General features: G+C 69.7%; 8 protein-coding genes. 3 read left to right on the top strand and 5 right to left on the bottom strand.

The genetic code is table 11. The features are described from left to right. Positions 1-2: 2 nt before the first annotated feature. The 3 genes from AXK60_RS01145 to AXK60_RS01155 all read left to right on the top strand — a co-directional run bounded on the left by AXK60_RS01145 (position 3) and on the right by AXK60_RS01155 (position 4020). A complete protein-coding gene (locus AXK60_RS01145; protein WP_068569156.1) occupies positions 3-884 on the top strand; it encodes a siderophore-interacting protein in 882 nt (293 codons plus the stop codon). A 143-nt stretch (positions 885-1027) separates the two neighbouring features. After that, positions 1028-2539, top strand: a complete 1512-nt coding sequence (locus AXK60_RS01150) for a MutS-related protein (RefSeq protein WP_068982465.1) — start codon at positions 1028-1030, stop codon at positions 2537-2539. Then, positions 2536-4020: a MutS-related protein gene (locus AXK60_RS01155; protein WP_068569158.1), complete on the top strand. Its 1485-nt coding sequence runs from the start codon at positions 2536-2538 to the stop codon at positions 4018-4020. The genes AXK60_RS01150 and AXK60_RS01155 overlap by 4 nt, the downstream gene beginning before the upstream one ends. A gap of 6 nt (positions 4021-4026) precedes the next feature. Here AXK60_RS01155 and dnaE read toward each other — a convergent pair whose 3' ends face one another. The 5 genes from dnaE to AXK60_RS01180 form a co-directional block, all read right to left on the bottom strand. Next, positions 4027-7590: a DNA polymerase III subunit alpha gene (dnaE, locus tag AXK60_RS01160; RefSeq protein ID WP_068569159.1), complete on the bottom strand. Its 3564-nt coding sequence runs from the start codon at positions 7588-7590 to the stop codon at positions 4027-4029. Positions 7591-7668: 78 nt separating this feature from the next. Then, the gene (locus AXK60_RS01165) at positions 7669-8925 is read right to left on the bottom strand and encodes a serine/threonine-protein kinase (RefSeq protein WP_068569160.1); all 1257 of its coding nucleotides are present in this window, start codon (positions 8923-8925) and stop codon (positions 7669-7671) included. Between the two features lie 100 nt (positions 8926-9025). After that, positions 9026-10855, bottom strand: coding sequence for an ABC transporter ATP-binding protein (locus tag AXK60_RS01170; protein ID WP_068569161.1), 1830 nt, complete (start codon positions 10853-10855; stop codon positions 9026-9028). After that, a complete protein-coding gene (locus tag AXK60_RS01175) occupies positions 10852-12585 on the bottom strand; it encodes an ABC transporter ATP-binding protein (protein WP_244880996.1) in 1734 nt (577 codons plus the stop codon). The genes AXK60_RS01170 and AXK60_RS01175 overlap by 4 nt, the downstream gene beginning before the upstream one ends. Beyond that, positions 12582-13214 carry a TetR/AcrR family transcriptional regulator gene (locus tag AXK60_RS01180; RefSeq protein ID WP_068569162.1) on the bottom strand — a complete coding sequence of 211 codons (633 nt, stop codon included), beginning with the start codon at positions 13212-13214 and terminating at the stop codon, positions 12582-12584. Before AXK60_RS01180 ends, AXK60_RS01175 begins: the two co-directional genes overlap by 4 nt. Positions 13215-13245 lie beyond the last annotated feature (31 nt).

Here is a 13245-nt window from a genome sequence, read left to right on the forward strand (position 1 = left end):
CGATGGCCCGATTCGAGGGGTACTACCAGGCGGAGGTCGTTGCGGCCGGACGCGTGACGCCCAACATGATGCGCGTGCGCTTCGGCGGCTCCGAGCTCGACCGATGGATCAGTAGCGGCGACCCCGACGAACGCCTCACCATCGCCTTTCCCTGCCCGGGACAGCGGACTCCCCCTCGCCCGCGGATCGCCGGTGGCGCCTGGCACTTCGACGGCTGCGCCGAACCCGAACAGCGCAGCTACACGGTCCGCCGGGTCGGCAACGGGACGCTCGATGTGGACTTCGTCGTGCACGAGGGCGGCTTCGCGTCCGACTGGGCGACGCGGGCCCAGCCGGGCGACATCGTCGGACTGTCCGAAGCCGGGGGCTGGTACCGGCGCCCGCCCGACGCCGCCTCCGTTTTCCTGATCGGTGACGCGACCGCGCTTCCCGCGATCGGGCGCATCGTCGAGGAGCTCCCCGTGCACGTCCGGGCACACGCGGTCATCGAGGTCGCATCGGAGGACGACGTCCAGGAACTCCCGTCGGCGGCGGACCTCACGACCACGTGGCTGACGGGCAGCGGGATGGGTCGGGCACCGTCGGGCCTGCCCGACGCGGTGCGAGATCTCACGATGCCGGGCGGCGGCGCGTACGTCTGGGCGGCCGCGGAGACGTCGGCGACCCGTGCGATCCGCAAACACCTGCGGCACGACCGCGGCCTGCCCAACTCCGCGATGAGCGTGATCGGGTACTGGCGCGCGGAGAAGGAGGCGTGGTTGCAGCGGTACGAACCCGCCAAGCCCGCGATGCGTCGGCGGCGCGCCGCCCTCGAGGCGACCGGCCTCACCGGTCAGGACCTCGTCGAGGCGTGGGACCAGGAGATGGAGCGCGCGGGCCTCTGACGGCGGGACGCGATCGTCCGACGCAGGCCTTGCCGGGTCCGGCACTGCGGACGTACCGTCGAAGAACCGGCGGACCACAGGGGCGCCGCCGACACCACCCGCCGGTCCGGCCGTGACGACACGGGCGAGAGCGGAGGTGCGTCGTGAGTACTCCTTCCCTCTTGGGCGCGTCCGCCGCCGCACCCGACCGCGCCCCCGATCACTTCGCCGACCTGGGGCTGGACCGCATCGTCCGGGAGGTCGCGGCGCAGGACCCCGCCATCGCGCCCCTGTTCCGCGCCCCGGCGCCGACGTCCGCGGCCGCGCGATACAGGCAGGACCTGTGCAGAGCTCTGCGCCGGGACGCCGATCTCGGTGCCGGCGTGCGCCGGTTCTGCGCGGGGATGGCCACGATGCGCGCGGCTCGGTCGAACGCCGAGCGGCTGCGGCTCCGCCCCGAGCGCGATGCCTGGTTCCTCGACGGAGCGCGCCTCTACCTGACCGCCGTCGCCGGACTCCGGAGCACGCTCGCCGCCGTCGTGGACGCGCCCGCTGCAGTGCGCGACCTGCGCGGCCACCTCGACGCGCTCGCCAAATCGCCCGGTCACCGGGCGCTATCGGACGACGCGGAAGATGCCGCAGCGCAGATGGACGGGGTCGAGTACACCGTCCGGATCAAGAAGTCCGACGTCCGAGTGGGGCGCTACCACGGGGAACCGGACTACGGCACCGAGGTCGCGGCCGTGTTCGCCCGGTTCCGGGTCGACGGCTCCACCCGCCGCGCCGAGGACGTCCCCGTGCGCCCCGGCCTCGACGGTGCCGAGGCCGCCGTCCTCGGCGCCGTGACCGCTCTGTACCCGGATGCCTTCGAAGCGCTCGCGCGCTTCCGAGCGCGCCACGACGAATACGGCGACCCGACCGTGATCCGGGCCGACCTCGAGATCCGTTGGTACCTGGGTTATCTGGACTTCGTCGGACAGCTGGAAGCCGCGGGACTGCCGTTCACGCTCCCCACGATCGTCGACGATCCAGTGCTCGACGTGCGAGACACCTTCGACCTCGCGATGGCGATCGACCTGCAGCGCCGCGGGGCACCCGTCGTCGGCAACGACCTCCTGCTGCGCGCGGACGAGCACGTGGCGGTGGTCACGGGCCCCAACCACGGCGGCAAGACGGCGCTGGCCCGGGCGTTCGGTCAAATCCACCACCTGACGGCACTCGGCCTGCCCATACCCGGCACGGCCGCCGAGATCGGCCTCTTCGACGCGATGTTCACCCAGTTCGAGCGACCCGAATCCGCCGACGACCGGCGCGGCCGGCTCGAGGCGGACATCAGTGGGATGCGCGAGATCCTCGCCGCGGCGACCCGCCGCAGCGTCGTCGTGATGAACGAGACCTTCTCCTCGACCTCCCTCGCAGACGGGATCCGTCTCGGATCCGCCGTCGTCCGCGGTCTGGTCGAGACCGGCGCGCGGAGCGTCTACGTCACCTTCGTCGACGAGATCGCCGAGCTCGGTGCCGGCGTCGTGAGCATGACGGCGGACATCCCCGCCGATCCGTCGACACGCACCTTCCGGGTGCGCCGCGGCCGGCCGCAGGGGCTCGCGCACGCGGAGGCCATGGCTCGTCGGCACGGTCTCGACGAGGACACTCTGCGCCGAAGGATCACATCATGAGGACCCGCCTGCTCTACCGCGACCGCGACCTCCACGCGCATCCGCCCCTGCCCGCTCGGTCCGAGGAGCTGCGCCGGAACCTCGGCCTCGACCGCCTGTTGCCCGTCCTGGCCGACGGCGACGACGGGCTGTACCGCGTCGCGGAGGCGATGCTGCTCGCCGATGTCGCGTCCGACGAGGACATTCGGCACCGGCACGCTGTGTTGCGGGACTGCCTGGCGGCCCCCGACGCGGTCGACGACCTGCGCCGGATCGCAACGAACGCGGTGGAGCGGGAGCAGCACAACTACTTCGGGCTGTTCACGCGCGCGACCCCGGACAAGGTGCTGTACCGGTCACTGGACGTGCTGGAGATGTTCCTCGACGCCTTCACCGAGCTGCGGGCGGCGGCCGACCACCATCGCGGCAGGTTCTCCTCGGCGGGCTTCGACGAGTTCTTCACCTGCATCGCGACCGAACTCGGCGACGAGTACCTGGCGTCGGTGCGGGCGCACCTGAGGGAGCTGCGGTTCGCGAAGGGCGAGTTGATCAGCGTGCGGTTGGGACCCGGCGCGCACGGCACGCACCACGTCCTGCGCCGTCCGGACCGCGCCGGCCGCCGCCTGCTGCGGGCAAGGGACGGGTGGATCGATCTAGATCTCGACGACCCCGGCGCTGCCGAGTCCCTGACCGTGCTCACGGGCCGTGGCATCCGAACCGCGGCGGACGCCGTGGCACAGGCGGCGGAGCACGTCGCCGCCTACTTCCGGACCATCGCCGACGAACTCGGCTTCTACCGGGCGGTGATGAATCTCCTCGCCGCGTTCGACGACCGCGGGGTGCCGTGGTGTATTCCCGAACCGGAGCCGCGCGGTCCGGTGTGCCGCGGTCTCTACCACCCGGTGCTGGCCCTGCAGCAGCAAGACCCGGTCGTGGGCAACGACATCGACACCGAGGGCGCGTCCGTCACCGTGATCACCGGCGCCAATCACGGCGGGAAGACCACGCTCCTGCGCGGCATCGGCACGGCGCAGCTCATGCTCCGCTGCGGCATGCCGGTCTGCGCGCGCGAGTACCGTGGCCCCGTCCACCCGCAGGTTCTGACCCATTTCGGCGGCGAGGAGCACGGCGGTGGCGACACCGCCGGTCGGCTGGAGGAGGAACTGTCCCGGATGAGTGCCATCGCCGATGTCATCCGCCCCGGGGCGCTCCTGCTGTGCAACGAGTCGCTCGCCTCGACGAACGAGCGTGAGGGAGCCGCCCTCGCGCGGCAGATCGTCGAGGCACTGCGCGACTGCGGGGTCACCGTCGTCTACGTGACGCACATGTACGAGCTGTCGCGGGGGCTCGCGGACGCCGACGACCCGCGGCACGCGTTCCTGCGCGCCGAGCGGCTCGCCTCCGGCGACCGCACCTTCCGGGTGCTGCCGGGCCCGCCCATGGCGACCAGCCACGGGGAGGACCTGTTCCACCGGATCTTCGGCGCCGGAGCCGAGGTGTGACGCGCGTCAGGTGAGGCAGTGGGGGCCCAGCAGCGCCTTCAGGTCACCCATGAGCGACGACGACGGGTTCACGCGCAGCGTGTCGGCCAGCCTGAGCGTGGTGCTCTGCCCCTCGCCGTCACCACTGACGAGCTTGACGTGCACGTCCGAGACGCCGGGGTGACGCTGCAGGACCTGCTTGAGCGCGGAGACCTTGTCCTGCGTGCACACCCTGGTCTGCATCGTCAGCGAGAGCGGCTTGGCGACACCGATCTGGGACAGGTCGATCGGCGCGATGTCGTTCGCGATGAGCGTGACCTTGTCGTCGCGGAAGTTCACGCGGGCCTTGATCAGCACCACCGCGTCCTCGACGACCTCCGCGCCGTAGGCCGCGTACGCCTGCGGGAAGAAGAACACCTCGATACCGCCGGAGAGATCCTCGATCTGGGCGGACGCGAACGGGGCGCCGTTCTTGTTCACGCGCCGGTTCACGGACTGCAGGATCCCGCCGACGGTGACCTGGGTCCCGTCCTTGACGTCACCCTCGACGATCGCGGGGATCGCGGTGTCGGTCTGCGCGCCGATCACGTGCTCGACACCGTCGAGCGGGTGCGCGGACACGTACAGGCCCAGCATCTCGCGTTCGAGGGCGAGCTTGTGCTTGCCCTCCCACTCCTCGTCGGGAACCTTGATGGTGAAGACGTCGTCGATGGGGCCGGCGGCACCGTCGTCCTCCCCCATCGACCCGAACAGGTCGAACTGGCCAACGGCCTCGGCCTTCTTCGTGGAGAGCACCGACTCGATCGCGTCGGCGTGCACCAGGAGCAGGCCCTTGCGGGGATGGTCCAGCGAGTCGAAACCGCCCGCCTTGATGAGGGATTCGGTGACCTTCTTGGAGCACGCCGCGACCTCGATCTTGGCGAGGTAGTCGGAGAAGGAGGTGTAGGCGCCCTTCTCCTCCCGCGTCCGGACGATCGAGGCGACCACGCCCTCACCCACGTTGCGGACAGAGCCCATGCCGAAGCGGATGTCCTCACCGACCGAGGTGAACGCGTGGAAGGACTCGTTGACGTCCGGCGGGAGCACGGTGATCCCCAGGCGGCGGCAGTCGCCGAGGTAGATGGCGGCCTTGTCCTTGTCGTCACCGACGGAGGTGAGCAGGGCGGCCATGTACTCGGCCTGGTAGTTCGCTTTGAGGTAGGCGGTCCAGTACGAGACCAGGCCGTACGCGGCGGCGTGCGACTTGTTGAACGCGTAGCCGGCGAAGGGCAGGACCGTCTCCCAGAGGGCGGTGATCGCGGCCTGCGAGAAGCCGTTGTCGAGCATGCCCTGCTGGAACCCGCCGTAGGCCTCGTCGAGGACCTCTTTCTTCTTCTTACCCATCGCGCGGCGCAGGATGTCGGCCTGGCCGAGGCTGTACCCGGCGACCTTCTGCGCGATGTGCATGATCTGCTCCTGGTACACGATCAGGCCGAACGTGTCCGCCAGGATCTCCTTGAGCGGCTCCTCGAGCTCCGGGTGGATCGGCTTGACCTGCTGCCGGCCGTTCTTGCGATCCGCGTAGTCGTTGTGCGCGTTCATGCCCATCGGGCCGGGGCGGTACAGGGCGCCCACGGCGACGATGTCCTCGAACTTGGTGGGCTGCATGCGGCGCAGCAGATCCCGCATGGGCCCGCCGTCGAGCTGGAAGACGCCGAGCGTGTTGCCCTTCTGCAGCAGCTCATAGGTGGTCTCGTCGTCGAGTGGCAGCTCGTCCATGTCGAGGTCGATGCCGCGGTTGTGCTTGATGTTGCCCAGCGCGTCACCGATCACGGTGAGGTTGCGCAGGCCCAGGAAGTCCATCTTCAGCAGGCCGATGGCCTCGCAGGACGGGTAGTCCCAGCCGGTGATGATCGCGCCGTCCTGCGCGCGCTTCCACACGGGGATCGCGTCGGTGAGCGGATCGCAGGACATGATCACCGCGCAGGCGTGCACGCCAGCGTTGCGGATCAGGCCCTCGAGGCCGAGCGCCATGTCGTAGATCTTCTTGACGTCCGGATCCGTCTCGATCAATTGGCGGACCTCGACGGCCTCCTTGTACCGCTCGTGACCGGGATCGGTGATGCCCTTGACCGAGATGTCCTTGGCCATGATGGGCGGCGGCAGCGCCTTGGTGATGCGGTCGGCGATCGAGTAGCCGGGCTGGCCGTAGATGACGCGGGCCGAGTCCTTGATGGCGGCCTTGGTCTTGATGGTGCCGAACGTGATGACCTGCGCCACCTTGTCCGAGCCCCACTTCTCCGAGGCGTAGGTGATCATCTCGCCGCGGCGACGATCATCGAAGTCGATGTCGATATCGGGCATCGACACGCGCTCGGGGTTGAGGAACCGTTCGAACAGCAGGCCGTGCGGGATCGGGTCGATGTTCGTGATGCCCAGCGCCCACGCCACCAGCGAGCCGGCGGCCGAACCACGTCCCGGGCCGACGCGGATGCCGACCTCGTGCGCATGCGCGATCAGGTCGCCGACGACGAGGAAGTACGCCGGAAAGCCCATCTCGTTGATGACCGACAGCTCGTACTTCGCGCGCTCGACGTAGTCCGCCGGCGGACCGTCGGGAAATCGACGGTTCAGCCCGTCCATGACCTCCGACTCGAGGAAGGACTCCTGCGTGTGGTTCTCGGGCACCGGGAACCGCGGCATGCGGTCCTTGTGCTCCCACACCTCCTCGTAGGACTGGACCCGCTCCCCGATCTCCACCGTCGAGTCGCAGGCGCCCGGGACCTGCGAGTCCCACAACTCGCGCATCTCCTCGGCGGACTTGAGGTAGTAGCCGTCACCGTCGAACTGGAACCGGGTGGGGTCGGACAGGGTCTTGCCGGTCTGGATGCACAGCAACGCGCCGTGCGAGTCGGCCTTGTCCTTCGTGACGTAATGGCAGTCGTTGGTGGCCAGGGGCTTGATGCCCAGCTGCCGGCCGATGTTCAGCAGCCCCTCGCGGACCCGGCGCTCGATGTCGATGCCGTGGTCCATGAGCTCGAGGTAGAAGTTCTCCTTGCCGAAGATCTCCTGCCACTTCGCGGCGGCCTCCAACGCCTCCCGCTCGTGCCCGAGCCGCAGGCGGGTCTGCACCTCGCCCGACGGGCAGCCCGTCGTGGCGATGATGCCCGACGCGTGCTCGGCGATGATCTCCGCGTCCATCCGGGACCACTTGCCCAGCTGGCCCTCGATCGACGCGAGCGAGCTCAGCTTGAACAGGTTGCGCAGGCCGGTGGCGTTCTCCGCGACCATCGTCATGTGGGTGTACGCGCCCGAGCCCGAGACGTCGTCGCCCTTCTGCGACGGATCGCCCCACTTGACGCGCTTGGTGTTGAACCGCGACTCCGGCGCGATGTACGCCTCGATGCCGATGATCGGCTTGATGTCGTACTTGCGCGCCGTGTTGTAGAAGTCCGACGCACCGAACATGTTCCCGTGGTCGGACATGCCGACCGCCGTCATGCCCAGCCGCTGGGCCTCCGCGAACAGCGGGTCGACCTTGGCCGCGCCGTCGAGCATCGAGTACTCGGTGTGGTTGTGCAGATGGACGAACGAGCCGGCGGCGGACGTCATGGGCTACTCACCTCCGGTGGAGAATCTCATCGCTGTCATTACGCAGTGTAGGCCGTCCCTCCGACAGGTCCGGACGGATCACGAGGCGAGGACGATGACCAGGATCAACACCAGCAACGCCACTACCGCCACTCCCACGAGCACCAGCACGCCGGGCGACATCACACCCTGCGCCGGGGCCTTCGCGGGCTGTTCGCGTCCGACGGGCGGGCGGGGCGCCGACGGGCGGGGCACGGCCCCGGAGGGCGCGCCCGCGCCGTACAACGGCTGCGGCGGCGCGGACTGCTGCGGCCGCGCCATCGGGTAGCTCGGCCGGTTCGCCTGCCCCCGGATCCCGGGGGCGACGGTGCGCTGCACCGGCAGGGACTGGCGCCCCGCGGTCGCGGGCTGCTGCGGGCCCGACGGGTGACCGGGGCCCGGGACGTATCCGGGCGCGGGCCGGGGGACCTGCCGCGGCGCGGGACGCGCGATCGGGGCCGCCATCGCGGACTTCAGCGCGTTCGCGAACTCCTTGCACGTCGCGAACCGCTCGGCGGGAGTCTTCGCGAGGCCGCGGGCGACCACGGCGTCGACCGCGGGCGGCACCCCGTCGCGGATCTGCGAGATCCGCGGGGGTGGGGCGTTGAAGTGCGCGTCGATCACCGCGTCGGTGCTGGCACCGGTGTACGGGACCTTGCCCGTGACCAGGTGGAAGAAGGTGGCGGCCAGCGAGTACTGATCCGACCGCGGATCCAGCTCCTCGCCGCACAGCTGCTCGGGCGAGGCGTAGGCCAGCGTCGCGAGGACCGTGCCGACCGCGGTCAGCTGCGAGGTGTCCTCGCCGCCCTTGGCCACGCCGAAGTCGGTGAGCAGTGCGCGGCGTTCGTCCCCGTCGTCGCCGTCGTCGTCCGCGGCGGTGACCAGGATGTTGGCCGGCTTGATGTCGCGGTGCAGGAGCCCGGCGCGGTGCGCCCGGTCCAGCCCGCGCCCGATCTGGCCGACGATCTCCACCGCGACCGCGGGCGGCAGGCCCGTCGGGGTGCGCTTGAGCAGCACGGAGCAGTCGTCGCCCTCGACGTACTGCATCGCGATCCACAGGCGCGAGCCCTCGGTGCCGCGGTTGTAGATGGTGACCACGTTGGGGTGATCGAGCCGCGCCGCGAGCTCGGCCTCCCGGAGGAAGCGCTTGCGGAAGGCATCGTCGCCCGAGTAGCCCGCGCCCAGGACCTTGAGCGCGTCGTAGCGCGGCAGCTCGGGATGCTTGGCCAGGTAGACGGACCCCATGCCACCGGAGCCGAGGCGCCGCTCGATCCGGTAGCCGCCGATCACCGTCCCGGGTGCGAGTTCATCGCTCATGTCCGCCGCTTCTGTCCCTCATCGTCCGTTCTTCTCGGTCACCAGCCTAACGCGCGCACTTGCAACAACCTTGGCAACGACCTGTTCGCGGACCGGCGCGTCAGATCTCGACGCCCTCGAACTGCGCCCGGTACAGATCGGCGTAGTGCCCGCCGGCGGCGAGGAGCTCCTCGTGCGAGCCCTGCTCGACGATGCGCCCGTGATCCATCACGACGATGACGTCCGCGTCGCGAATGGTCGAGAGCCGGTGCGCGATGACGAAGCTGGTCCGGTCCGCCCGGAGGGCGTGCATGGCCTGCTGCAGCAGCACCTCGGTGCGGGTGTCGACGGAGCTGGTCGCCTCGTCGAGGATCAGGATCGCCGGCTCCGCGAGGAAGGCACGGGCGATGGTGATCAGCTGCCGCTCGCCCGCGGAGACGCTGCCGGACTCGTCGTCGAGCACCGTCCGATACCCGTCCGGCAGGGAGTGGGCGAACCGGTCGACGAAGGTGGCCCGCGCGGCCTCGTACACCTCCTCGTCGGTCGCATCGAGACGCCCGTACCGGATGTTGTCCATGATGGTGCCCTCGAACAGCCAGGTGTCCTGCAGCACCATGCCCATCCTGCGGCGCAGGTCGGCCCGCTCCACCTCGGCGATGTCGACGCCGTCGATCGTGATCCGCCCGCCGCTGAGCTCGTAGAACCGCATGATCAGGTTGACCAGGGTCGTCTTGCCGGCGCCCGTGTGCCCGACGATCGCGACGGTCCGCCCGGGCTCGGCGACGAGGTTCATCCCCTCGATGAGCGGCTCGCCGGGTTTGTAGCCGAAGGAGACGTCCTCGAAGGCGACGCGGCCGCGCGTGGGCTCCGGCAGCGTGCCCGGACGGTCGGCGACCTGCTCCTCCGCGTCGAGGATCGAGAAGACCCGCTCGGCGGAGGCGACGCCGGACTGGAGCATGTTGACCATCGACGCCATCTGCGTGACCGGCTGGGTGAACTGCCGGGAGTACTGGATGAACGCGATGACATCGCCGAGGCTCATCCCGCCGCCCGCGACCCGCAGGCCGCCGACCACGCACACGGCCACGTACTGCAGGTTGCCGACGAACATGCTGATCGGCATCACGAGGCCGGAGAGGAACTGCGCCCGGTAGCTCGCGTGCATCAGGGCGTCGTTCTCGGCGGCGAAGCGCTCCTCCAACGCGCCGCCGCGGCCGTAGACGGTGACCAGGTCGTGTCCGGTGAAGGCCTCCTCCACCTGGGCGTTGAGCGAGCCCGTGGACTTCCACTGCGCCACGAAGTGCTTCTGGCTGCGCTTCATGATCTGGCCCGCGAAGACCACGATCAGCGGGATCACGACGACCGCGACGGCCGTCAGCAGCGGCGAGACGACGAGCATCATGACGAGCACGCCGATCACCGTGAACGCGGAGACGATCAGTTGGCTGAGGGCCTGGGTCAACGACTGACCGAGGTTGTCGATGTCGTTGGTCACCCGCGAGAGCAGCTCACCGCGGGGTTGCTTGTCGAAGTAGCTGAGCGGCAGCCGGTTCAGCTTCTCCTCCACCTCGCGGCGCAGCGAGTACATGACCCGTTGCACGGCCCCGTTGAGGAGGTAGCCCTGCACGTACTGCAGTGCCGCGCTCGCCACGAACAGCACGATCACCCAGGTCAGGATCGTTCCCACGCGGTGGAAGTCGATGCCCGGACCGTGCCGCAGCTGCGAGCGGAAGCCGTCGTAGATGGCATCGACGGCCGTGCCGACCACCTTGGGCGCGAGCACGGCGGCGGTGACCGAGCCGACCGAGAGCACGATCGCCGCCGTCATCGCGGCCCGCTGTTCGCGCATCCTTCCCAGCAGCCGCTTGAGCGACGGCCAGAAGGTCATGGCCTTCTGATTGGGCGCCCCCGCCATCGCGGCGGCCGCCGTCCGCCCTCCCGGTCGTGTCATGCCGCACTCCCCGCCGTCGCCTGGCTGCCCGCTATCTCCTGATAGGTCGGGCAGGTCTCGAGGAGCTCGGCGTGGGTGCCGTGACCGACGACCGCGCCGTCCTCGAGAACGATGATCTGATCCGCGCCCGCGATGGTCGAGATGCGTTGCGCCACGATGAAGACGGTCGCGTCGCGGGTGTAGGGCCGCAGGGCCGCGCGCAGCTTCGCGTCGGTCGTGAGGTCGAGCGCCGAGAAGCTGTCGTCGAACAGGTAGATCGCCGGCTTCGCGACGAGCGCGCGGGCGATCGCGAGCCGCTGGCGCTGCCCGCCCGAGACATTGGTGCCGCCCTGCGCGATCGGTGCGTCGAGACCGCCGAGCTCCGCGACGAAGTCGGCGGCCTGCGCGATCCGCAACGCCTCCGCGAGCTCGTCGTCGGTCGCGTCGGGGTTGCCGAACCGCAGGTTCGAGGCGACGGTGCCGCTGAACAGGTACGAACGCTGCGGCACGAGGCCGACGTGGCCCCACAGCGCGTCCGACCGCAGTTCGCGGACGTCCACGCCGTCGTAGCGGACCGCGCCGCCGGTGGCGTCGAACAGCCGCGCCAGCAGGTTGATCAGGGTGGTCTTCCCGGAGCCCGTCGAGCCGATGATCGCCACCGTCTCCCCCGGCCGCGCCGTCAGATCCACGTCGCGGAGCACGGGGACCGCCGCGCCCGGGTAGCACATCGTGACCTTGTCGAGTTCGACGGTGCCCGTGATCGCTCGCAGGGGATCCGGATGCTCGGGCGGCGCGACGGTGGGCGGCGTGGACAGCACGTCGGTGATGCGATCCGCGGCGACCGAGGCGCGCGGCACCATCATCACCATGAACGTGGCCATCATCACCGACATGAGGATCTGCATCATGTACTGCATGTAGGCGGTGACGGAGCCGATCTGCGCGGAACCGTCGGCGATGAGATGCGCGCCGAACCACCAGACCGCGACCGTGGAGAGGTTGAGCACCAGCATGACCCACGGGAACATGATCGCCATCAGCCGCATCACCCGCACCGAGGCGTCCGTGAGGGAGGTGTTGGCACCGTCGAACCGGTCGCGCTCGACGGGCTCACGGACGAAGGCCCGGATCACCCGGACACCCGTGAGCTGTTCCCGGAGAACACGGTTCACGGCATCGAGCCGGGTCTGGACGAGCCTGAAGCCGGGGATCATCTTGGCGATCACCACGCCCAGAACGGCGCCGAGCACCGGCACGGCCACGACCATCAGCCAGGCCAGGCCGGCCTCCTCGCGGATGGCCATGAAGACGCCGCCGACCGCCATGAAGGGCGCCTGGATCATCATCGACAGCGACATCAGCACCAACAGCTGCACCTGCTGGACGTCGTTGGTGGTGCGCGTGATCAGTGACGCCGCACCGAATTTCGACACCTCTCGGCCCGAGAACCGGCTGACCGCACCGAAGAGCGAGCGGCGGGTGTCCCGGCCGAAGGCCATGGAGCTGCGGGCCGCGAAGTACGTGGCGCCGCCCGCCGCGATCATCTGGATCAGCGTGATGCCCAGCATGATCGCGCCCATGCGCCAGATGTAGCCGGTGTCGCCGGGCGTGACTCCGAGGTCGATGATCTTGGCGTTGATGCTGGGCAGCACCAGGTTCGCGATGACGCTGACGAGTTGGAACACGGCCACCGCCAGGAGCCAGGGCCGGTAGGGCCGCAGGTGCGCGGCGATGAGGCGGATCAGGGTCACGGAGTGGTCCTTCCGGCGGCGGGGGCTGGGGTGGCTGAGATTCCGTCGAGCAGGACGTCGACGATGCTGCGGGGCGAGAGCACGTGCCCGTGGCTGATGTGCGGGTGACTGCCGGAGAAGGTGAGCAGTCGCAGCAGATGGATCGCCTCGTGCGGCGCGACGCTGAGCTGGTCGGCGTCGTCACCGATCACCCCTGCCAGACGCTCGACCAGCGCGGGCCCCTCCTCCTGCGCCCGACGCCGCGAGCCCTCGTCCTGCACGTGGGGCGGCGAGACCATGCCGAGCGCGGCCATCAGTCCGAAGATCTGCTGGAATCGGCCCTGCAGGAGCTCGACGAACAGATACAGCCGCTCACGCAACGGAAGTCCCGGATCGATCGCGTCGATCCGGTCGAACAGGTCCCCCGTCACGAAGGACTCGCGCACGACCGCGTCCAGGAGGGCCTCCTTGGACTCGAAGACGCGGAAGATCGTTCCCTCCGCGACACCGGCCTGCTGCGCGATCTGCCTGGTGGTGGGAACGGCGCCGTGCTGGAGCAGCGCGTCCCGCGTCGCAGCGATCAGCGCAGCACGCCGCTCGTCCTGTGGCAGATGCGGCGCGCGCGTCCGAGAACCGTTAGCCGCGTGCACGACTTTGAGGCTACATAAATGAGCGGGCACT

It is taken from the genome of Tsukamurella pseudospumae (assembly GCF_001575195.1).
GTDB classification, from domain to species: domain Bacteria; phylum Actinomycetota; class Actinomycetes; order Mycobacteriales; family Mycobacteriaceae; genus Tsukamurella; species Tsukamurella pseudospumae.

Bases quoted from the DNA above. Each gene is read 5' to 3' on its own strand.
- AXK60_RS01145 (WP_068569156.1), top strand. From the start codon at position 3: ATGGCCCGATTCGAGGGGTACTACCAGGCGGAGGTCGTTGCGGCCGGA.
- AXK60_RS01155 (WP_068569158.1), top strand. From the start codon at position 2,536: ATGAGGACCCGCCTGCTCTACCGCGACCGCGACCTCCACGCGCATCCG.
- dnaE (WP_068569159.1), bottom strand. From the start codon at position 7,590: ATGACGTCCGCCGCCGGCTCGTTCGTCCATCTGCACAACCACACCGAG.
- AXK60_RS01165 (WP_068569160.1), bottom strand. From the start codon at position 8,925: ATGAGCGATGAACTCGCACCCGGGACGGTGATCGGCGGCTACCGGATC.
- AXK60_RS01170 (WP_068569161.1), bottom strand. From the start codon at position 10,855: ATGACACGACCGGGAGGGCGGACGGCGGCCGCCGCGATGGCGGGGGCG.